The 20,137-nt window shown below is 69.9% G+C and carries 19 protein-coding genes and 1 riboswitch; of the genes, 14 read left to right on the forward strand and 5 right to left on the reverse strand.

All coding sequences use genetic code 11. From position 1 onward, the window contains the following. Positions 1-225: 225 nt before the first annotated feature. Positions 226-1,275, reverse strand: coding sequence for a hypothetical protein (locus CRP49_RS22085; RefSeq protein WP_097254948.1), 1,050 nt, complete (start codon positions 1,273-1,275; stop codon positions 226-228). Positions 1,276-1,536: 261 nt separating this feature from the next. Between CRP49_RS22085 and CRP49_RS22090 the strand changes: the two genes are divergently transcribed. The 4 genes from CRP49_RS22090 to CRP49_RS22105 all read left to right on the forward strand — a co-directional run bounded on the left by CRP49_RS22090 (position 1,537) and on the right by CRP49_RS22105 (position 5,562). Next, complete coding sequence (locus CRP49_RS22090) at positions 1,537-2,121, forward strand: helix-turn-helix transcriptional regulator (protein WP_097254949.1); 585 nt, start codon at positions 1,537-1,539, stop codon at positions 2,119-2,121. A gap of 123 nt (positions 2,122-2,244) precedes the next feature. Further along, complete coding sequence (locus CRP49_RS22095; protein ID WP_244201910.1) at positions 2,245-2,853, forward strand: hypothetical protein; 609 nt, start codon at positions 2,245-2,247, stop codon at positions 2,851-2,853. Next, positions 2,853-4,157 carry an MAB_1171c family putative transporter gene (locus CRP49_RS22100; protein WP_097254950.1) on the forward strand — a complete coding sequence of 435 codons (1,305 nt, stop codon included), beginning with the start codon at positions 2,853-2,855 and terminating at the stop codon, positions 4,155-4,157. Before CRP49_RS22095 ends, CRP49_RS22100 begins: the two co-directional genes overlap by 1 nt. Then, entirely contained in the window at positions 4,150-5,562 is a 1,413-nt protein-coding gene (locus tag CRP49_RS22105) for an NAD(P)/FAD-dependent oxidoreductase (RefSeq protein WP_097254951.1), read from the forward strand. The genes CRP49_RS22100 and CRP49_RS22105 overlap by 8 nt, the downstream gene beginning before the upstream one ends. Here CRP49_RS22105 and CRP49_RS22110 read toward each other — a convergent pair. Both CRP49_RS22110 and CRP49_RS22115 read right to left on the reverse strand, forming a co-directional pair. Then, on the reverse strand, positions 5,555-6,016 hold the full coding sequence (locus tag CRP49_RS22110) for a nuclear transport factor 2 family protein (RefSeq protein WP_097254952.1): 462 nt from the start codon (positions 6,014-6,016) through the stop codon (positions 5,555-5,557). The two genes, CRP49_RS22105 and CRP49_RS22110, sit on opposite strands and share 8 nt — an antisense overlap. A 40-nt stretch (positions 6,017-6,056) precedes the next feature. Continuing rightward, complete coding sequence (locus CRP49_RS22115; protein ID WP_097254953.1) at positions 6,057-7,085, reverse strand: MBL fold metallo-hydrolase; 1,029 nt, start codon at positions 7,083-7,085, stop codon at positions 6,057-6,059. Between the two features lie 1,996 nt (positions 7,086-9,081). Between CRP49_RS22115 and CRP49_RS22125 the strand changes: the two genes are divergently transcribed. From CRP49_RS22125 to CRP49_RS22160, 7 genes are all read left to right on the forward strand, one after another. Then, positions 9,082-9,516, forward strand: a complete 435-nt coding sequence (locus tag CRP49_RS22125; protein WP_143670019.1) for a hypothetical protein — start codon at positions 9,082-9,084, stop codon at positions 9,514-9,516. Between the two features lie 272 nt (positions 9,517-9,788). Then, entirely contained in the window at positions 9,789-10,226 is a 438-nt protein-coding gene (locus tag CRP49_RS22130; RefSeq protein ID WP_143670020.1) for a hypothetical protein, read from the forward strand. Positions 10,227-11,016: 790 nt separating this feature from the next. After that, positions 11,017-11,337 carry a PadR family transcriptional regulator gene (locus CRP49_RS22140; RefSeq protein WP_097254957.1) on the forward strand — a complete coding sequence of 107 codons (321 nt, stop codon included), beginning with the start codon at positions 11,017-11,019 and terminating at the stop codon, positions 11,335-11,337. Further along, positions 11,334-12,179 carry a hypothetical protein gene (locus CRP49_RS22145; protein WP_097254958.1) on the forward strand — a complete coding sequence of 282 codons (846 nt, stop codon included), beginning with the start codon at positions 11,334-11,336 and terminating at the stop codon, positions 12,177-12,179. The genes CRP49_RS22140 and CRP49_RS22145 overlap by 4 nt, the downstream gene beginning before the upstream one ends. 426 nt (positions 12,180-12,605) lie before the next feature. Next, the gene (locus CRP49_RS22150) at positions 12,606-14,057 is read left to right on the forward strand and encodes an aldehyde dehydrogenase (protein WP_097254959.1); all 1,452 of its coding nucleotides are present in this window, start codon (positions 12,606-12,608) and stop codon (positions 14,055-14,057) included. A 2-nt stretch (positions 14,058-14,059) separates the two neighbouring features. After that, positions 14,060-14,293, forward strand: a complete 234-nt coding sequence (locus tag CRP49_RS22155; RefSeq protein ID WP_094218068.1) for a ferredoxin — start codon at positions 14,060-14,062, stop codon at positions 14,291-14,293. 68 nt (positions 14,294-14,361) lie between these two features. Further along, positions 14,362-15,225, forward strand: a complete 864-nt coding sequence (locus tag CRP49_RS22160; protein ID WP_097254960.1) for a tetratricopeptide repeat protein — start codon at positions 14,362-14,364, stop codon at positions 15,223-15,225. 87 nt (positions 15,226-15,312) lie between these two features. Next, positions 15,313-15,488: riboswitch (TPP riboswitch) on the forward strand. A 46-nt stretch (positions 15,489-15,534) separates the two neighbouring features. On the opposite strand, the gene CRP49_RS22165 is transcribed toward CRP49_RS22160, so the two are convergent. Continuing rightward, positions 15,535-16,155, reverse strand: a complete 621-nt coding sequence (locus CRP49_RS22165; protein WP_097254961.1) for a TetR family transcriptional regulator — start codon at positions 16,153-16,155, stop codon at positions 15,535-15,537. Between the two features lie 220 nt (positions 16,156-16,375). On the opposite strand from CRP49_RS22165, the gene CRP49_RS22170 reads away from it, so the two are divergent. The 3 genes from CRP49_RS22170 to CRP49_RS22180 all read left to right on the forward strand — a co-directional run bounded on the left by CRP49_RS22170 (position 16,376) and on the right by CRP49_RS22180 (position 19,674). Then, the gene (locus CRP49_RS22170) at positions 16,376-17,755 is read left to right on the forward strand and encodes a glycosyltransferase family 4 protein (RefSeq protein ID WP_257033463.1); all 1,380 of its coding nucleotides are present in this window, start codon (positions 16,376-16,378) and stop codon (positions 17,753-17,755) included. Between the two features lie 99 nt (positions 17,756-17,854). Next, positions 17,855-18,607, forward strand: a complete 753-nt coding sequence (locus CRP49_RS22175; RefSeq protein ID WP_097254962.1) for a class I SAM-dependent methyltransferase — start codon at positions 17,855-17,857, stop codon at positions 18,605-18,607. Then, on the forward strand, positions 18,604-19,674 hold the full coding sequence (locus CRP49_RS22180; protein ID WP_097254963.1) for a prenyltransferase/squalene oxidase repeat-containing protein: 1,071 nt from the start codon (positions 18,604-18,606) through the stop codon (positions 19,672-19,674). Before CRP49_RS22175 ends, CRP49_RS22180 begins: the two co-directional genes overlap by 4 nt. Positions 19,675-19,687: 13 nt before the next feature. Here the strand turns inward: CRP49_RS22180 and CRP49_RS22185 are convergent, their stop codons facing one another. Next, positions 19,688-19,981 carry a hypothetical protein gene (locus CRP49_RS22185; protein ID WP_097254964.1) on the reverse strand — a complete coding sequence of 98 codons (294 nt, stop codon included), beginning with the start codon at positions 19,979-19,981 and terminating at the stop codon, positions 19,688-19,690. Between the last annotated feature and the right edge of the window lie 156 nt (positions 19,982-20,137).

Genomic DNA, 20,137 nt, shown 5'->3' on the forward strand with positions numbered 1-20,137 from the left:
CCGGCTCACCGTCCGGCGGTGGACGGCTCACGGATGGGGGTGCCCCCGGCTCGAGCGAAGCCGAGAGTTGGGGGAGGCTCAGCGCCGGAATTGCACCGGCTTCCCCCCGTACGGGTGTGATGACGACCCCGCCACTTTACCGGCAGCCCCGCGCGGCCTGAGGGGTGGCTGTGGGCACACGAAGACGGTGACCGGGGTCACCCGCTTACACGGGCCGCGGGCCCGCTAGGCCGCCGCGTGCGGCCGGGCCGGCGGGTTGACGGCCGCGCTCAGGTGGTGGGCCATGCGGCGCAGGGTGTCCGCACAGTCCGTCGGGGTCTCGCCCTCCGCCACCCAGTGCGCGAGGCGGTCGTCCGGGTCCGCGTGCGCGGCGGCCATGACGTGGTCGCCGGGCTGCCGGGTGAGGACCATGCGCTCGGCGTACGGCTCGTACGCGGCGGCCGGGTCCATGTCCAGGTGGGTCAGCCGGCCGGTCGTGGCCGGGTAGGCGAACTGGATCGCGGCCGCCCGCTGCCGGGTCGGCGCCACGTCCGGGAGCCCGCCGGTGGCCAGCGCGGCGGCGGCGCGCGCGAGGTCGACTCCGGTGGCCCGTTCGACCAGCAGCGGGATCAGATCGCCGGGCAGGTGCGGGACGACGTCCGTGACGCGGGGGCCGCGGGCGGTGAGCCGCAGTCCGATGTGGACGACGGTGTGCGCGAGACCGAGCGCGCGCACGGTCCGCTCCACCGTGTGCCGCAGGAAGGGGTTGTGCAGCAGCCCGTCGTGGGCGTGCACGGAGTGGCGCATCGGCTGCCGGGCGGGCGGCGGGCCCGGGGCCGTACGCGTCAGTGCGGCGATGCGGACCTCGTCGTCCAGGACGACGGCCTCGGCCCCGACGAGCGGGGCGTCGGTGTCCTCCCGGCCCGCCGGGGGGATCTTGTGGCGGGCGAGCATCATCTGTAACGCGGCCGGGTCGGTGCAGGCCGCGGCCGTCTCGTACGGGATGCCGGGTGACGCCAGCCGGGCCGCGACGCGTGCGGCGCCGGGCAGATACTCCCTGGTCCAGGTCAGCACGCCGCTCACCTCGTGCTGTAACGCGTAGCGCCCGACCGCCTCGGCGGTGGCCGCCTCCTCGCCGGGGTCCGCCGCGATGTGCCCTGCCAGGTACGGGCGCGCCCAGGCGGGCGGGGCCGTGTCGACCAGCACCACCGGGTGGGCCGCCGCGATCCGCGCCAGCGGGTACGCGTCGTACGCGCCCCGGTGACTCACCCCGAGGAGAAGGACGGACGGCGGCATCGGAGCCTCACCTTCGTGGGGAGAAGGCGGACAGAGCTACGCACAGAGGTACGCCCCGGATGCTGCTCCCCCATAGGCAGCACCCGAGGCGGGTCGATCTTGCTCTCTGTGCCCCGATCCTCACCCACCGCACCCCCAACTGTCAACGATTGCTGCCTATTTCCGCAGCGGGCGTTGTCACGTCTGGTCGGCGCCCGGGCGACCGGGTAGCCTCGCGTCAGCTCAGCCATGGAACGGACGACACGCCCAGGGGGGACCTCGGTGAGTGACGCCTACGCCCCGCTGGCCGACGTACTCGACCGCCTCGGCGAGCTGACCGGCCGGCCCGGCCGGCTGTCGGAGGTCCTGGACGTCGCCGGCCTCTCCCACCGCACCGGCATCCCCGTCGGCGTCGTCGTCGAGCTGCTCTCGGGCGGCCGGGCGCCGGAGGTGGACCTCGCCCAACGGGTGCGGCAGCGGCTGGACTTCATCCGTGAGACCCGGCGCCGGCCCGACGGCAAGCGGTACTCGCTGGACGAGCTGGCCCGGATCGCCGGAACCAGCCGGCAGTGGCTGAGCGAGTGGCGCAAGAGCGGTATGCCGAGCCTCGAACACACCGACCGGCTGCGCAGGTTCTTCGGGCTGCCCGCGGGCTTCTTCACCGCGGACGAACAGGAGGCGCTGCACGAGGCGTTGCGGCCGGTGCTGCAGGGCCTGGAGGTGGACGCGGACCCGTTGCTGCGGCTGCGGGAGAGCGGGCTGGTCCGACTGGCCGCGCGTGCCCCGCAGATGAACGCGCATCAGCTGGCCACGCTCGCGGACCTGGCGGAGATGATCATCACGTCGGAGCAGGCCGGGCGTGCCTGACGGGGTTCCGGCCGTACCTGATCCAGTTCTGGCCGTAAATGATCGTTGCGGGGGCGGGAACGTGCTGTTACCGCCTTCCTCGTCTTATGGTCGCCGCACGCCCGCCGACCGCAAGGACGACGCATGAGCCCCGACAGATCGCCCAGATCGCCGAAGTCCCGCAGACCGACGAGATCACCGAAGCGGTTCCTCGACCGGCTCGTCCGTGACACCGCCCGGACACTGACCCCGCCCACCGAGGCGACGGCGTTCCTGCACGCCATCTGCGCCACGCTCAGTCCGCAGCTGGACCGCCCGGTCCGCCTGAAGTTCGTCACCTTCCCGTCGGGCCTGGACGTCTCCGGGGTCACCTTCGCCATGGACGAGCAGTACATCGTCGTGGTCGAGGAACGGGCGCCCGACGAGCACAAGTTCGTCATCGCGGGACACGAGATCGGCCACATCCACTACCAGACGCTGGACGTGCACTACCCGGCCGGCATGCCCGCCGCGGCGCGCCGGCTGCTGTCCCAGGCCGAGGAGGACATCCCCTGGGACCAGGTGGTCGCCATGGCCACCCGGTCGCCCGCGGCCGCGGCGGCGGCCGCGGAGTGGGAGGCCGAGGAGTGCGGGCTGCGGCTGGCGGCGAAGTTCTCCCGGGTCGTGGGTCCGGGCGCGGCGGCCGGCCGTACGACCCAGGACACCCTCACCGGCCGTCTGTCGTCCTCGCTGGGCAACATCGGCGGCCCGTGATGCGCTGGGACCTCGCGGGTTCCTTCACCGCCTACGCCGTCCCGGCCGCGCTGCTCGCCGTGGCCTTCGTCATCAAGCTGCCGCTGCTGCGGCGGGCCTGGCAGGACCCGATCCTGCGGGCCACCGCGCTGCTGCTCGGCATCGGCGCGGTCGTCTTCGCCTCGCTGCCGCCGGGCAACCTGCACCGCATCAACGAGATCACCGGCATCCCCAACTTCGCGGGCCTCTGGGTCTATTCGCTCCTCACCGCCTACTGCGGGGCCTGTCTCTGGCTGATCATCACCTGGCGCGAGCCCCCGTCCGCGGTGCGCCGCCGGCGTACCCGTACGGTCTGGATGGTCTACAGCGCCATCATCCTCGGCCTGTGGACGACGTTCCTGCTCGGCGACCACCAGGTGGAGCGGCTGCGGGACCTCGACACCTACTACGCCAACACGCCCTGGATGCGGGAGTTCGCGCTGCTGTACCTGGTTGCGCACATGGTGTCCGCGGTGGTCGCCGCGGGCATCCTGTGGGCCTGGTTCAAGGAGGTCGAGGACACCTGGCTGCGCCGGGCCGTCGTCTTCCTCCAGGTCGCCTACGCGCTCGGGCTCATCTTCGACGTCGCCAAGCTCGCCGCGATCGGCGCGCGCTGGAGCGGCCGCGACTGGGACTGGCTGTCGACGTACGTCGCCCCGCCGTTCGCCATCGCCGAGGCGGGCCTGGTCGCCGTGGGCTTCATCGCCGGGCAGGCCGGCCCGGTCGTCGAGGAGCGCCGCGCCCTGGTCCGCACCCACCGTCGCCTCAAGCCCCTGTGGCAGGCGATGCTGACCGTCACGCCCCCCTCCGCCCCGGCAACCGGCCGGGTCTCCGGCGCCGCCCTCCGCCTGGAACTACGCCGAGCCGCCATCAACGACGGCCTCCTCAAACTCTCCCCCCACCTCAACCCCACCCGCCGCCACCGAGCCCACCAGTCGGCAACAGCGGCCGGCTTCCCCGACTCGGCGGCTCGGGGCATCGCGGGGGCGGTGGACATCCTGGTCGCGGCGGAGATCCTGCGTGCCCCGGGGGTGGGGGACGAGGCGTCGGTGACGGGACACGAGCCTGTCCCCGTCGGCAGGTTCGAGTCCGCTGATTCCGCGCAGCCCGGGGCTGTCCCCGCCCCCCGGCCCGAGCCCACCCGCGCCCCACGACCCGAACCCCCGACCGACGTCCCCGACAGCGAGCTGGAGTGTGTCGCGCTCGCTCTGCGCTATCACTCGTCGGTTGTTGAAACGTTCCGCCGGGAGGCGGTCGTCACAGAAGGTCTCACCTCTTATGCCTGACATAGCCACTGCCCGCCGTACCGCGATCGTCATCGGCGGGAGTACGGCCGGCATGCTCGCCGCCTCCGTGCTCGCGAGCCGCTTCCACGAGGTCACCATCGTGGAGGCGGACCGGCTGCCGCAGGGCCCCGAGCCGCGCAAGGGGCTGCCGCAGGCCCGCCACGCCCACCTGCTGTGGTCCGGCGGGGTGGCCGCGCTGGAGGAGCTGCTGCCGGGTGTCACCGGGGAACTGGTCGGCAAGGGCGCCGGGCTGATCGACGTGATGACGGACCTGGTGAGCAAGGCGCCCTCGGGCCAGTGGTTCCGGCGGTTCACCGACTCCCGGCACCACATGATCGTCTGCAGCCGGGACCTGCTGGACGCGGTGATCCGCGCCGACGTCCTCGGCCGGCGCCGGATCACGCTGCGAGACGGCACGCGGGTGGCGGGACTCGCGGGTGACAAGGGGCGGGTCACCGGGATCCGGGTGCCGGACGGGCCCGGCGGGCAACTCACGACCCTCCACGCCGACTTGGTCATCGACGCCGGCGGCCGCGCCTCCCAGGCGCACAAGTGGCTGCGGGAGATGGGCCACGCCCCGGTGGAGGAGCGGGTGGTCGACGCGGGCGTCGCCTACGCCAGCCGTGTCTACGCGGCCCCCGACGGCACGGCCGCCCTGCGCTACCCGGTCGTGAACGTCCAGGCCGACCCGCGCGACGCGCCCGGCCGGGGCGGAGTCGTCGTACCGATCGAGGGCGACCGCTGGCTGGTCACGCTCTCCGGCACCCGCGGCGGCCAACCGACCGCCGACCCCGACGAGTTCGAGCACTTCGCGCTCACCGGACTCAAGGACCCGATCATCGGCCGCCTCATCGCCGGGGCCAAGCCGCTCACCGACCCCGTCACCACCCGCAGCACGGCCAACCGCCGCCGCTACTACGAGAGTTCCGAGACCTGGCCGGACGGCTTCGCGGTCATCGGGGACGCCGTCGCCGGCTACAACCCCGTCTACGGCCACGGCCTCTCCGTCGCCGCGCAGAGCGTGCAGGAACTCGGCCGGGTCCTCGACCGCCACGGCCCCACCGCCCCCGGCACCGCCCGCCGCATCCAGCGCGCGGTGGCCCGGCCGGTCGGCAACGCCTGGAACCTGGCGGTGGGCCAGGACGCGTACTACCCCGGCGCCGCACCCCAGCCGCCGACCGCCGTCGAGCGGTTGCTCACCGCCTACGTCGACAAGGCGGTCGCCGCCGGCTCCGGCAACCCGCGCGCCCTGCGCGGCCTGCTCGACGTGATGAGCCTGAAGACCCCGCCGGCCCGCCTCTTCGCCCCCGACATGCTGTGGAACATCTGCTTCGGCCCCCGCAGGGGCCCCCTGCCCGGCCCGCCACTGAGCGAGACGGAGCGAGAGGCGGCGGGCCTCAGCTGACCTTGGGGGTGGGGCCGCCGAAGGGCAGATGCAGGGTCCGGGAGGCGAGCAGCCAGGTGCCGTCGTCCACCCGGCGAAAGGTGTCTTCATAGTGGCCGACCTGGACGGGTGGCCCCGCGGGGACGATTCCGCCGTCGCATTCGTCGTATCCGTCGACGCGGTAGGTCGAGAAGTACGAGACCGCGCTCGCCGTGTCCGTGGAAGTCACCGTGACGAGGACGTTGGACATCAGACGGCGGGAGAGCCGATCGGCGGGACGGGAGCCGAAGTACGACCCCAGCGCCTCCCGGCCCACGACCCGCCGGCCGTCCCCCGGCGGAGGCCACTCCCAGCTGCCGTCCTCGGTGAACAGCCCGGCCACGGAGGCCGGTTCACCGAGGTCGAGCCGGTGGACGAAGTCCAGGATCAGGCGCTCGCAGGCGCGTTCGGCGAGGAGCTGCTCCAAAGGGTCCATGAAGCTGTCTACCAGCCCCGGTCTCCGGCCGACGATCGATTTACACCGCCACGTACGCCACCGGCTCGCCCCCCGCCACCGGCTCCGCCCGCCCCAGCTTCACCAGGCGCCGTAGATGCGCCTCGGCCTCCGAGACCGCGATGTTCCTCGAGGCGTACGGGATTTCGGGCCAGGGCCGGTTCCACTCCATGCGCTCGGCCAGCTGCCAGGGGGTGAGCGGCTCGGAGAGGAGACCGAGCAGGCCGGTGAGGCGTTCCTCGTGGTGGGTGAGCAACTCCCGCACCCGGCCGGGCGCATCGGTGAACGCATACTGGTGCGCGGGCAGCACCTCGGCCGGGGTCAGACGCCCCACCCGCTCCAGGGAATCCAGGTAGTCACCGAGCGGGTCGGTCACCGTGGCGTCATCGGGGTCCTCGTACAGACCGATGTGCGGGGTGATCTCGGGGAGGACGTGGTCACCGCTGAACAGGCGGCCATTACCCGGAAGTTGAGCCGGGTGCTCCTCCTCCAGGTGCAGGCAGACGTGGCCGGGTGTGTGACCCGGGGTCCAGATCGCGCGCAGCCGGCGGCCCGGCAGGTCGAGGAGTTCGCCGGGGACGATCTCGCGGTCGGGCAGGGCGGGCGCGAGTCCGGGCAGGATACGTCGGCCACGGGCGGCGCGCAGGGGAGCGACGTGCTCCTCGGGCGCGCCCGCCGCCGCCAGCTTGGCCGTCATGTACGCGTACCAGCGCTCCGGACGCGTCTCCCGCGCCCTGCGCACGATCGCCGCGTCGGCCGCGTGCATCGCCACCCACGCCCCGGAGGCCTCACGGACCTGCCCCGACAGCCCGTGGTGGTCCGGGTGGTGATGGGTGACGACCACCCCGTGCACCTCCGCGACCGACGTGCCGCAGGCCGCCAGCCCGGCCGCCAGCACCTCCCAGGACGCCGGATCGTCCCAGCCCGTGTCCACCAGCACCGGACCCCGGTCGGTGTCCACGACGTACACCAGCGTGTACCCGAGCGGGTTGTTCGGAATGGGCACCCGGATGGACCGTACGCCCCCGCCGTGATCGAACGTCTCCGTCATCCGTCCTCCACCCCGCCGCCCGCGCCTCACGACCATTGCCCACTATAACTAGAACTGGTTTCAAAGGTCGCCCAAGTCGACTGACGGGGTTGGGTGTTGGGTTGACCTGCGCTGATGTGCGGGCTAACTGTCGTCGCTTGTCGACGTTGGTCACTGTCGGACGGCCCAGAGACGGCCCAGCCCTTGAAGCGGTGGTTGCTGCACTGACTGCTGTACGGCATCTGTGGTCCGGCGCTTAGAAAATGCGGGCAGGCCTCGATGGGACGGCGCGTCGGCACTCTGCCGATGCTGCGCCAGGTCGCCCAGCGCCGCTGACGTTCGCTGTCGTTGCCGTCAACGTTGCCGTCGCTGCCGTCGGGACCTCGGCGGGTGCTGAGCTTGCCCGAGCCAAATCCGGTCGGGCTCTGGGCTTCGTCAAAGAGGCCGGGACACCGAGGAAAAGACGAGACCTGCGCCGGCCGAAGCGCGCTCTGCACAGCATGAGATCGCGGGCACACCACCTACCCCGGAGCCATTGAGTACGGCACTGTGTCTCCGACTGTCTGTGTCAGTCATGGGGGGATCAACGTTGTGGGAGCAGTTACCTGCCTTGGCCGGCGTCGTCGTAGGGGCCCTCAGCTCCTACGTGGCGACCAGCCTCACGGAACGGAGCCGGTGGCGACGGGCAAGAGCCGAACGCTGGGATCAAAAGAGACTGGACACCTACGCGTCCTACGCGAACACCTTGAAGCATCAGATCAACATCGCGCAGCGCATAGGGGCTGCAAGGGGATTCCAGCACGCTGTGGACCCGCTGGATCCGGAGCAGGGCCTAATACAGCTCGCCGAGGCCGAGGCGCGGCGTGCAGCGGGGTGGGAAACAGTGCTGCTCGTTGGGGATGCCGAGACCATAGCGGCGGCTCGTAAGTGGCATGAAGCTGTGTGGAACGTCGAACTTTATGCTCGCGGCCTGAAGGACGACCCTGCCGGCTGGGAGAGAGCGGTTGGGCAGATGAGCCGAGCACGTGATGACTTCTACGCTCTCGCACGGCGTGACCTAGGTATCTTGGGCCCCCCTCCACCGTCCGGCAACTGGCCTCGTGTCTGGCAGCAGCAGGACGAAACGAACTGAGAGTGACCTGACGAGGACATCGGACTCATACAAGTGCCAGGTCCAGAGCTCTTCGGGCCGACCTAGGGCGATGTACCTGAGAACCTGTTCAAAGGTAGTCCGCGGCGGCTGGCATACGGCCGCTGCGGGGGCCCACGCCTGTATGTACGCGAACCTGCGCACACGGCTCCGGAGCACAATCAGAATTGAGCTGGCTAATCGTCCCTGACCAGCAGGTTCCTTGATCGCTGTAGACGTCCGGTGTTCTCCTGTATCGCAGATAGTGCGTGCTGGGCAGGAAGCGGGTTCGTAGTGGGGCTACGGGGTCCCTTCGTCCAGGCGCGGCGTCGTTTTCCTCGGGTGGATGAGCAGATCGGAAGTCGCCTCCGGCTCCTACACCCATAGAAGAGGTCGGCCTCGCCGGCGTCTCACCCTCAGTGCGTGAAGGTTCGTCGGCGACCGGACAGGCCCGGACACGGTCACACCCGCAGCTTTCGCGGCTGGGTACCGAGCCGGCCACGGGGGCTTGCCCCTTCACCTCGTAGGCGACTGGTGCACCCAGGAGTCACTAGTGGTCCGGTGAGCCTTGTCGTCGAGAGGGGGGACAGTCTGCGCCACTGTCGCCCGATTGCGGTAACGACGACCGTGACCTCGTCGCCGGCCTGGACGACATCCCACGGGGCTTCCCCGGGCGTCGATGTGAGCTCAGAGCCCGCTGGAATGACGCTGTCCGACCAAGCGGGTGAACCGGGGGCCAGGGGCGTATCGAACTTTCATATATAGGGGATGCTCGGATCTGCCTGATTGCTCGTGTCTGACGCTATCCGGTACGAGGAAAACACTGCCCCGTCATAGATCGGCAGCCCTTGGCTGCCCTGTGGGCGCGCTGCGATGAGAGGAATGTTCATGACCACCACCCAGGTCCGCTTCCCGGCGAGAACCACTCAGGAGTTCAAGGCGCTGATGAAGACGGACTCAGCGCAGTATCAGTTCATTCGTTCCATGGGGGACTGGCATCAGGAACTCCAGCGCGAAGACGCCGACAAGAACCCGGTCTCTCGACTGTCCAAGAGTGATATCGACGCCTTCACTGAGAGCTTGATCTTCAACAACGGTGGGCTCGCCGGCGCCCGCTATGACACACTCGCTCGAACCCTGACTTTCTACGAGTTTGAATCTGTACTGAACAGATTCGGAATCCACATGGATCTTTTCAGGACCGAGATCTTCGAACCGCGTGACCCAGGCGGCGAACTGACGAATATCGGCATGCGGGACCGCAAGTGCACAGGCCACACGTGGTCAACATCCCCCGGCGACATTTGCACACCTAACTGCTAACCACCAACCCCTGAGGGTACTCGGCTGAGGCATGCGAGCCTGAGCTGGTAGGTCAGCTCGGGACACCATCCGAGACATTCCCAGGACAGGTCAAGACCATGGGTGACTTGCCTGTCCTATTCGGTCGCTGACGGGATCACCGCCAAGAACGCGCGGCTTGGATCCGCTGATTGCTCGTGTCTGACGCTATCCGGTACGAGGAAATCACTGCCCCGTCATAGATCGGCAGCCCTTGGCTGCCCTGTGGGCGCGCTGCGATGAGAGGAATGTTCATGACCACCACCCAGGTCCGCTTCCCGGCGAGAACCACTCAGGAGTTCAAGGCGCTGATGAAGACGGACTCAGCGCAGTATCAGTTCATTCGTTCCATGGAGGACTGGCATCAGGAACTCCAGCGCGAAGACGCCGACAAGAACCCGGTCTCTCGACTGTCCAAGAGTGATATCGACGCCTTCACTGAGAGCTTGATCTTCAACAACGGTGGGCTCGCCGGCGCCCGCTATGACACACTCGCTCGAACCCTGACTTTCTACGAGTTTGAATCTGTACTGAACAGATTCGGAATCCACATGGATCTTTTCAGAACCGAGGGCCCGGAAGGTGGCGATGGGTTTCGGGACTCCAAGTGCATGAGTCAGTCGCCGTTCCCTTGGGTGCTTTCAATCGGAGATCTTTGCACATCCAACTGCATCTTTAAGTCCCCCGCCTGACGTCGACTCTTCAGCGGTCGTCTCGCGGTTCGCCCATGCGCTCGTCCCCAGTGTCGGCAACGGCTGAATTCACCCGTTGCCGACACCCCAGCGCAGACGGCAACACAATGAGGCGCGGGGCCCGCCTCTACAGAGCTGCCGAGCGGTTGGCTGCTTTCTTGGCCTCGGTCGATCCGGATCTGTTTGACGACTGATCCACGTTCTGCTCAACCCACCACTCAGCCCGGCTCCCATCCCGTCCGCCGTCGACCCGCACGCAGTGGAGCGGGCGTGGTTCATGGCGTCCAGGTGGAGCGCGCCACTGTACGAATGACCTGGACGCCATGGGCCGCGTCTGCTCGGCTCTGCCTGGGTCGACGGTGTGCGGGATGGGAGCCCCCTGCATCCGCCACGACGGACCCCCGGTCGGGGACGGCGCCCCCTCCATCCCGGTGCCGGCCGATCCCCCGCCGGAGGCATCGTTCTGGCCAGGGCCGCGAATACGGTGATCGACTCATGGCCGTCGGCCCTATCCACCTGTGGGCGCGCGTCGGCGCAGCGCGGGCGGAGCGGGCCGAAGGCAGGAGCGGCGCCCGCAGCGGAGCCGGGAAGCCCGCCCGGCGGAGCGGAGCGCAGCCGGGTGCTTGATGAAGTAGGGAAAGTCTTATCCCGCTGGGATGAGTCGCCGTTGTCCGATCCCGGGAGATGCTTGACAGTTCGGTCCCAGCTCATGGTTGACGCATTGAGCCGCTACTACGTACTACGGAGTATCGTATAACGTAGTAGTCGGGAGGAGCGAAGGAGGTGCCCGATGCCACGTCAACGGGACCGCGTCGGATGGGCCGAACCCGCGCTGCTGATCCTGGCCAGCCTGGCCGACGGCCCCAAGCACGGCTACGCGATCACCAAGGACGTCGAGGAACAGACATCCATCAGGCTGGGACCGGGCACGCTGTATGCCGCCATCGCGCGGCTGGAGGAACGCGGCCTGGTCGCGCCGCTGGACGAGGACGAGCGTCGGCGGCCCTACCGCATCACCGCGGAAGGCCAGACCGTGCTCGACGACAAACTCCGGGCGATGGCCCGCTTCGCACGCACCGGGTTGACCCGACTGGGGGTAGCAAACGCGTGATCGACATGGCAGCTCGGCTGGCCTTGCGGGCATACCCTCCCTCGTTCCGGGAGCGCTACGGTTGCGAACTTGAAGCGCTGGTCGAGGACACCGGCGCCCGCCCGAGCGTCGTCGCGGACCTCCTTGTCGGCGCGCTGCGGGCATGGCTTCACCCGGTGATGCCCGATGAGTCCGCCGAACGGCGCCGCCGCCGCATGCAGGCAAGCGTCGCCACCACCTGGGTCACCTGGTGCGCCGCACTGTATGTCCTGCCGATAGTGAACTTCGTCCTGTCCGAGGAACCTTGGCCGACTCCGCACCTGGTGCGCCGACTGCTCGACGTTGCGCAGTACGCCATGTACGGCGCTGGGCTCATCCTGCTGGTTGGCGCCCTCGCGCTCCTTGCGGAAACCTCCAGAACCGGCGACTGGACCGCGTGGCGCCCGCTGGTGGTTCTTATCCCGACGCTGCCCACGTGGCTGATCGCGCCGTTGCTCCTGGCGTTCGCCTCCATCGAACCGTTCTCCTATTGGATCGGGGCCTTGGGAGTGCTCGGGCCGGCAGCGTCCCTCATTACCGTGGCGGTGACGCCTGCTGTGGTCGTCACCCGGTGCCGGCCATCTGCCAAGGTCTTGCGGTTGCTCGCCCTGTCCGGGGTTGCGGTGGCGCTCGCCGTGACGACGACAGCCATCGCCTGCGTTGCGGCGTTGATCACGAATACCGCTGACGCAGCCCAGCTGGTCACGATGCCCATACTCGCCGTCACCGTTGCCGCTTCTACAGCAGCCCTGGTCAGCTCCGGTCGCGGAGCCAAGGCTGGGCTCCATAGGGAGCATCCGGTGGATCTTGAGGGTGACGTGTGAGCGACGCTGCGATGCTCCCGCTCCAGGGTGCGCTTCGCGTCCTCATCACGTGGCTGGCTCGGGACACGGGCCGGATCTGCCGATCGGCAAGAACGGCTCGATCAACTCCCAATCTCTATCGGTGAGTTCCGCTCGCACCACGACGGGCGCTCTACCAAGCAGCGTCCCAGAACCCAGACCCCACACCTTGATCAATGGCGAATGGCGCGTGTGGCGCAGTGACTTCAACGCCTGGCTGAAAGGACGGCACGGCCCAGAAACCCCCGACGGCCCCCTGACGGCCCACAGGTTTCGGCCCCGCCCCTGATCATCGGGAAACCGCTGGTCAGGGGCATTCTCGTCCTCTCCGTGGACTACTTTAACTAGAACTGATATCAGTTCTGAAACAGCGTCAGAAACATGCGGTGCGGTGGGAGGCAGTCGGCAATGACCGAACTCGTGGAGCACGGACAGCTGTTCATCGGCGGGGAGTTGACCGACCCGCTGGGCAGGGACGTCATCGAGGTGATCTCCCCGCACACCGAGGAGGTCATCGGCAGGGTGCCGCACGCCTCCCGGGGGGACGTCGACCGGGCGGTGGCCGTCGCGCGCCGCGCCTTCGACGAAGGGCCCTGGCCACGCGCCTCGTTGGCCGAGCGGATCGAGGTCGTCGGCCGGATCAAGGACGGCATCCTCGCCCGGCACGAGGAGATCGCCCGCGTGATCTCCTCGGAGAACGGCTCCCCGTACTCCTGGAGCGTCCTCGCCCAGGCGCTCGGCGCGATGATGGTCTGGGACTCGGCGATCAAGGTCGCGCAGAACTTCACGTACGAGGAGCGCCGCGACGGTGTCCTCGGCCCGATCCTCGTGACGCGCGAACCGGTCGGCGTGGTCGCGGCCGTCGTCCCGTGGAACGTCCCGCAGTTCGTCGCCGCCGCCAAGCTCGCGCCCGCGCTGCTGACCGGCTGCACGGTCGTACTCAAGCCGTCCCCGGAGTCGCCGCTCGACGCCTACCTGCTCGGCGAGATCGCGCGGGAGGCCGGGCTGCCCGAGGGCGTGCTGTCGATCCTGCCCGCCGACCGCGAGGTCAGTGAGTACCTGGTCGGGCACCCCGGCGTCGACAAGGTCTCCTTCACCGGCTCGGTCGCGGCCGGCAAGCGGGTCATGGAGGTGGCCGCCCGCAACCTCACCCGGGTCACGCTGGAGCTGGGCGGCAAGTCGGCGGCGGTCGTGCTCCCGGACGCGGACGTCCAGGCGGCCGTGTCGGGCATCGTCCCGGCGGCCTGGATGAACAACGGGCAGGCGTGTGTCGCCCAGACCCGCATCCTCGTCCCGCGCACCCGCTACGACGAGTTCGCGGACGCCTTCGCGCAGGCGGCCAACGCCCTGAAGGTCGGCGACCCGCTGGACCCGGCCACCCAGGTCGGCCCCCTGGTCGCCCGGCGCCAGCAGCAGCGCAACCTCGACTACATCCGCATCGGCCAGGAGGAGGGCGCCAAGATCCTCACCGGCGGCGGCCGCCCGGCCGGTCTCGAACGCGGCTGGTACGTGGAGCCGACCCTCTTCGGCGGCGTCGACAACTCGATGCGCATCGCCCGCGAGGAGATCTTCGGCCCCGTGATCTGTCTTCTGCCCTACGGCGACGAGCAGGAGGCCGTGAAGATCGCCAACGACTCGGACTACGGCCTGTCCGGCAGCGTGTGGACGGCCGACGTCGAGCACGGCATCGAGGTCGCCCGCCAGGTCCGTACCGGCACCTACTCCGTCAACACCTTCAGCCTGGACATGCTGGGCCCGTTCGGCGGCTACAAGAACTCCGGGCTGGGGCGGGAGTTCGGACCCGAGGGCTACGGCGAGTTCCTCGAACACAAGATGATCCACCTGCCGGCAGGGGCCTAGGGATGGGCGACCGCTGGCACGTCGAGGTCGACCGGTCCGTGTGCATCGGTTCAGCCCAGTGCCTCCATCACGCCCCGGACGGCTTCCGCCTCGACTCCGCCCGCCAGTCCCACCCCGTCGAACCGGACACCGACGCGAGCGAACAGGTCCTGGAAGCCGCCGAGAGCTGCCCGGTGGAGGCGATCATGATCACGCTGGTGGGGAGCGCGGAGCCGGTGTTTCCGCCTGAGGACTAGGAGGTGTCGGAGCCGCGGGATAGTCTCCTGCGGTTCCGAAGATCTTCATACCGACCAGGGTGGGAAGCGTGCGCAAGTCCGAGGCCAAGCGGCTGATCAACGAGGCCTACGACGCGTGGGACGCCGAGGAGTGGCTCACCGCGGCCGGCCTGCTGGAGCAGGTCCTCGCCCACTTCCCGGACGCCCCCAAGAGCCCGGTGTGGTGGTACGACGCCGCGCTCGCCCACAAGTTCCTGCGCAACTGGGCGAAGGCGTACGAGCTGGGCCGCGAGGCCGCCGCCCGCGCCCCGCGCGGCGAGGGCGAACCGGCGTTCTGGAACCTCGGTATCGCCGCCACGATCCAGCGCGACTGGGCCACGGCCCGGGAGGCCTGGGCCGGCTTCGGCATCGAACTCCCGGACGGCGAGGGCGAGATCAACGCCCGCTTCGGCCCGGCCTGTGTGCGCCTGGACACCGGCGGCGAACGGGAGGTCGTCTGGATCGACCGGCTGTGCCCGACCCGTGGCCGGGTGATGAACGTGCCGGTGACCGGCGGACGCCGCTTCGGCGAGATCGTCGTGCATGACGGCGAACCCAAGGGTCACCGGGTGGTCGACGGCCACGAGTACCCCGTCTTCGACGAGCTCCTCCTCTTCGAGGCCTCCGACCTGCCGACCCTGTCGGTCACGGTGGACGCGGGCGAGGCCGCCGACGTCGACGCCCTGGTCGACCTGTTCGTGGCGCAGGGCTACGGCGCCGAGCCGGCGAGCAGCTTCGAGATGCTGTGCGCCTGCTGCAGCGAGGGCACCGTCGAACGCGAGCGCAAGGTCCACGCGGGCACCCAGCGGGTGTCCCTGGCCGCCCCCGAGCAGGAGGCCCACCGCCTGCTGGACCAGTGGGCCGGACAGGCGGCGCAGGGGCGTGGCTGGGCGGGTCTGGAGCCGGTCGCCTAGGCACACGGGCGGGCTCCCGCTGCGGTAGAAATTGTCCCTATTTGTCGGGTTCCGTCACGCCTGTCGGGGCTATCCTGATAGAGCCTACGAGGCGAGTGAGGGAGTCCAACCGGAGTAGCCGACTTTGGCGAGACGCACAGGCATCCGCCGAGGCCGACAGCGACGGTAGGGCTGAGAGGCCGGAAAGCAGCAGTCAGGCTCGAAGGCGACCCCCATTACCTGATCCGGACCATGCCGGCGAAGGGAACCCGTCTCGTAGGTTTTATTTGTGCCCTTCCGCGTTTGTGCCCTTCCGCGCTTCCGGCCCCTTTACGCGGGCCCTTCCGGCTCCGTCAGGTCGATCAAGCGGCACACCGTCTCGATGTCGATCTTCACCTGGGCGATGGAGGCCCGGCCCGAGAGCCAGGTGATCAGGGCCGAGTGCCAGGTGTGCTCGATGACGCGGACCGCGGAGAGCTGCTCCGGGGTCGGGTGCTCCAGGCCCATCGCGTCCAGGATGATCACGGTGGTCTGCCGGGAGACCTGGTCGACCTCGGGGGAGACGCTGCGGTCGGCGAAGGTCAGGGCGCGGACCATCGCGTCGGCCAGGTGCGGCTCGCGCTGCAGTGCGCGGAAGGCGCGCATCAGGGTCTCCGCCACCCGCTCGGCCGCCGTGTCGCCCGCCGGCGGCTTCTTGCGCAGCGTGCCGTGCATGTGCTCCAGCTGGTCCTGCATGGTGGCGACCAGCAGATGCACCTTGGACGGGAAGTAGCGGTACAGCGTGCCGAGCGCCACCTGCGAGGACTCGGCGACCTCGCGCATCTGTACGGCGTCGAAGCCACCCCGGCTGGCCAGCTGCGCGCTCGCGTGCAGGATCCGGCGGCGACGGGCCTCCTGCCGCTCGGTGAGGGGCGGCGAGGCAGGCCTCGAACTACTCGCTTCCGCAGGCATGGGTCCCGTTCCGTGACAGTCGGTGAGGACATCTGTAGGGCACGTGATCATCCTGCACGGCGGGGGTCCGAGCCGTGGCGTGAATCACCTGATCCACTGCTCACAGCGCCCCTACCTGCCGGTAGATTCAGAGCCTCTTGAACGATCAAGTCTGAAACTTGTTCTAGATTAGCGTCCCGTCGTAGTCTCGCGGGACAGTGCAGGGAGAAGGGGGTCCAGAGTGACCGCTGAGGCCAGGGAGGCCGGGTCCCCGAAGGGCCTTGCTGCCGACGGCGAGCGACCGCTCAACATCGCGCTTCTCACCTATAAAGGGAACCCGTTCTGCGGCGGCCAGGGCGTCTACGTGCGGCACCTCTCCCGCGAACTGGCCCGCCTCGGCCACCGGGTCGAGGTCATCGGCTCGCAGCCGTACCCCGTACTCGACGAGGGGTATCCCCAGCTCACCCTGACCGAGCTGCCCAGCCTCGACCTCTACCGCCAGCCCGACCCCTTCCGCACCCCGGGGCGGGACGAGTACCGGGACTGGATCGACGCCCTCGAAGTGGCCACCATGTGGACCGGCGGCTTCCCAGAGCCGCTGACGTTCTCCCTGCGCGCCCGCCACCATCTGCGCGCCCGCCGCGGCGAGTTCGACGTCGTCCACGACAACCAGACCCTCGGCTACGGCCTGCTCGGCGACATCGGCGCCCCCCTGGTCACCACGATCCACCACCCCATCACCGTCGACCGGCAGCTGGAGCTGGACGCGGCCGAGGGCTGGCAGCGCCGCTACTCGGTGCGCCGCTGGTACGCCTTCACCCGCATGCAGAAGCGCGTCGCCCGCCGCCTGCCCTCCGTGCTCACCGTCTCCGGCACCTCCCGCCAGGAGATCGTGGACCACCTCGGCGTCCGGGGTGACCGCATCCACGTCGTCCACATCGGCGCCGACACCGATCTGTTCGCGCCGAATCCGGCCGTGGCCGAGGTGCCCGGCCGGATCGTCACCACCTCCAGCGCCGACGTGCCCCTCAAGGGCCTGGTCTTCCTCGTCGAGGCGCTCGCGAAGGTGCGCACCGAGCACCCTGCCGCCCACCTCGTCGTCGTCGGCAAGCGTCCCACCGAGGGCCCGGTCGCCCAGGCCATCGAGCGCTACGGCCTCGAAGGCGCCGTCGACTTCGTCAAGGGCATCTCCGACGCCGAACTCGTCGACCTGATCCGCTCGGCCGAGGTCGCCTGCGTGCCCTCCCTCTACGAGGGCTTCTCGCTGCCCGCCGCCGAGGCCATGGCCACCGGCACCCCGCTGGTCGCCACCACGGGCGGCGCGATCCCCGAGGTCGCGGGACGCGACGGCGAGACCTGCCTGGCCGTACCCACCGGCGACGCGGGGGCGCTGGCCGCTGGGCTCGGCCGGTTGCTGGGGGACCCGGAGCTGCGTGCGCGGCTCGGCCGCGCGGGCCGGGAGCGGGTGCTGGCGAAGTTCACCTGGGCCCGCGCCGCCGAGGGGACGGTCGCCCGCTACCGCGAGGCCATCGCCCTCACCCACGCTCGAAAGCGCTCGCGCGGGGGACCCCCATCGCGGACCCGGCCGCACGCCCCTCCACGGCACGCCCCGGCGAGGTGACTCAGCCCGTCCAGGCGACCCCAGCCGCGCAACTGACCGAGGCCGTCAAGTGACCGCCGCCCCAGTGACCGTCGATTCTCATCCCGAAAGCAGGGCCACGTGCTGACCGTCGACTTCTCCCGGTTCCCGCTCGCCCCGGGCGACCGTGTCCTGGACCTCGGCTGCGGGGCCGGCCGGCACGCCTTCGAGTGCTACCGGCGCGGCGCGCACGTCGTGGCCCTCGACCAGAACGGTGAGGAGATCCGCGAGGTCGCCAAGTGGTTCGCGGCGATGAAGGAGGCGGGCGAGGCCCCGGCCGGCGCCACCGCGACCGCGATGGAGGGCGACGCACTCGCGCTGCCCTTCCCGGACGAGTCCTTCGACGTCGTCATCATCTCCGAGGTGATGGAGCACATCCCCGACGACAAGGGCGTGCTCGCCGAGATGGTCCGCGTGCTGAAGCCGGGCGGCCGGATCGCCATCACCGTGCCGCGCTACGGCCCCGAGAAGGTCTGCTGGGCGCTGTCCGACGCCTACCACGAGGTCGAGGGCGGCCACATCCGCATCTACAAGGCCGACGAGCTGCTCGCCAAGATCCGCGAGGCGGGCCTCAGGCCGTACGGCACCCACCACGCGCACGCCCTGCACTCGCCGTACTGGTGGCTGAAGTGCGCGTTCGGCGTGGACAACGACAAGGCGCTGCCGGTGCGGGCGTACCACAAGCTGCTGGTCTGGGACATCATGAAGAAGCCGCTCGCCACCCGGGTCGCCGAGCAGGCGCTGAACCCGCTGATCGGCAAGAGCTTCGTCGCCTACGCGACCAAGCCGCACCTGCCCCGGCTCGCCGAGACCGACGGGGCGGCCGCCAAGTGACGACGCCCCGGACAGAACACCTCGTCCTGCCCGGGGTCCTCACCGCCGAGCAGGCCGCCGCGACCGTACGCGGCATCCTCGCCGTACAGCGGGAGGACGGGGCGATCCCGTGGTTCCGCGGGCACCACCTCGACCCGTGGGACCACACCGAGGCCGCGATGGCCCTGGACGCGGCCGGCGAGCACGAGGCCGCCGCGCGGGCGTACACCTGGCTCGCCACCCACCAGAACGAGGACGGCTCCTGGTACGCCGCCTACGCCGACGGCGCCCACGACGACGTCACCGACCGCGCCCGCGAGTCGAACTTCGTCGCCTACATAGCCGTAGGCGTCTGGCACCACTACCTGTCCACCGGTGACGACACCTTCCTGGACCGCATGTGGCCCACCGTCTACGCGGCCATGGAGTGGGTGCTGCGGCTGCAGCAGCCCGGCGGCCAGATCGGCTGGCGCCGCGAGGACGACGGCACGCCCACCGCGGACGCGCTGCTCACCGGCAGCTCCTCGATCCACCACGCCCTGCGCTGTGCGCTCGCCATCGCCGAACAGCGTGAAGAGCCGCAGCCGGACTGGGAGTTGGCGGTGGGCGCACTCCGCCACGCGATCCGCCTCCACCCCGAGCGCTTCCTCGACAAGGACCGCTACTCGATGGACTGGTACTACCCGGTCCTCGGCGGCGCCCTGACCGGAGCGGAGGCCAAGGCGCGCATCGAGGCGGACTGGGACCGCTTCGTCGTACCCGGCCTCGGTGTGCGCTGTGTGGTCCCCAACCCCTGGGTGACCGGCGGCGAGTCCAGCGAGCTGGCCCTGGCCCTGTGGGCGATGGGCGAGTCCGACCGCTCCCTGGAGATCCTCCAGTCCATCCAGCACCTGCGCGACGCGGAGACCGGCCTGTACTGGACGGGCTACGTCTTCGACGACGGCGCGATCTGGCCCCGAGAACTCACCACCTGGACAGCGGGCTCCCTCCTGCTGGCCGTCGCCGCCCTGGGCGGCCACGACGCCACGTGCGCGATCTTCGGAGGCGAGCACCTGCCCTCCGGCCTGGACCCGGACTGCTGCGGCTGACCGACCCGACCGATCAGTGCCGGTGGCCCATCCGGTTGGCGATGGCGTGGCCCACGAACAGGTAGACCACGGCGGCGAGGCCGTAGCCGACGACCACCTGGGCCCAGGCCTGGTCGAGGGCGAAGAGATGGAGGGACCAGCCCGCCAGCCAGGTGGCGGCGTCGTGCACGAACTGGACCAGGCGGTTGGCCCGGTTCGCGTCCAGCAGATACAGCAGAATCCACAGGCCGAGGATGAGGGCCATGACGTCGGCGATCATCGCGATGACCCGCCCGGCCGGATTCGCTCCCGTGCGATACCGGAACATGTCCTTCGAATTTCCCCTTCCGGGGCGGCGAAACCCAGGCCGGGGTCCCGAACGGGGCCCCGTCCGGGACCCCGGCCGTGCCCTCGGACGGAGTCGTCCGAGTGGCGGGCACCGGCCGTCCGGGTGACGCTGCCGGAGGAAACACCCGCTCGGGGA

The sequence above is a fragment of the Streptomyces sp. Ag109_G2-15 genome, from assembly GCF_900215565.1.
GTDB classification, from domain to species: Bacteria; Actinomycetota; Actinomycetes; order Streptomycetales; family Streptomycetaceae; genus Streptomyces; species Streptomyces diastatochromogenes.

Bases quoted from the DNA above. Each gene is read 5' to 3' on its own strand.
- CRP49_RS22085 (WP_097254948.1), bottom strand. From the start codon at position 1,275: ATGCCGCCGTCCGTCCTTCTCCTCGGGGTGAGTCACCGGGGCGCGTAC.
- CRP49_RS22095 (WP_244201910.1), top strand. From the start codon at position 2,245: ATGAGCCCCGACAGATCGCCCAGATCGCCGAAGTCCCGCAGACCGACG.
- CRP49_RS22100 (WP_097254950.1), top strand. From the start codon at position 2,853: ATGCGCTGGGACCTCGCGGGTTCCTTCACCGCCTACGCCGTCCCGGCC.
- CRP49_RS22105 (WP_097254951.1), top strand. From the start codon at position 4,150: ATGCCTGACATAGCCACTGCCCGCCGTACCGCGATCGTCATCGGCGGG.
- CRP49_RS22110 (WP_097254952.1), bottom strand. From the start codon at position 6,016: ATGGACCCTTTGGAGCAGCTCCTCGCCGAACGCGCCTGCGAGCGCCTG.
- CRP49_RS22115 (WP_097254953.1), bottom strand. From the start codon at position 7,085: ATGACGGAGACGTTCGATCACGGCGGGGGCGTACGGTCCATCCGGGTG.
- CRP49_RS22125 (WP_143670019.1), top strand. From the start codon at position 9,082: ATGACCACCACCCAGGTCCGCTTCCCGGCGAGAACCACTCAGGAGTTC.
- CRP49_RS22130 (WP_143670020.1), top strand. From the start codon at position 9,789: ATGACCACCACCCAGGTCCGCTTCCCGGCGAGAACCACTCAGGAGTTC.
- CRP49_RS22140 (WP_097254957.1), top strand. From the start codon at position 11,017: ATGCCACGTCAACGGGACCGCGTCGGATGGGCCGAACCCGCGCTGCTG.
- CRP49_RS22150 (WP_097254959.1), top strand. From the start codon at position 12,606: ATGACCGAACTCGTGGAGCACGGACAGCTGTTCATCGGCGGGGAGTTG.
- CRP49_RS22155 (WP_094218068.1), top strand. From the start codon at position 14,060: ATGGGCGACCGCTGGCACGTCGAGGTCGACCGGTCCGTGTGCATCGGT.
- CRP49_RS22165 (WP_097254961.1), bottom strand. From the start codon at position 16,155: ATGCCTGCGGAAGCGAGTAGTTCGAGGCCTGCCTCGCCGCCCCTCACC.
- CRP49_RS22185 (WP_097254964.1), bottom strand. From the start codon at position 19,981: ATGTTCCGGTATCGCACGGGAGCGAATCCGGCCGGGCGGGTCATCGCG.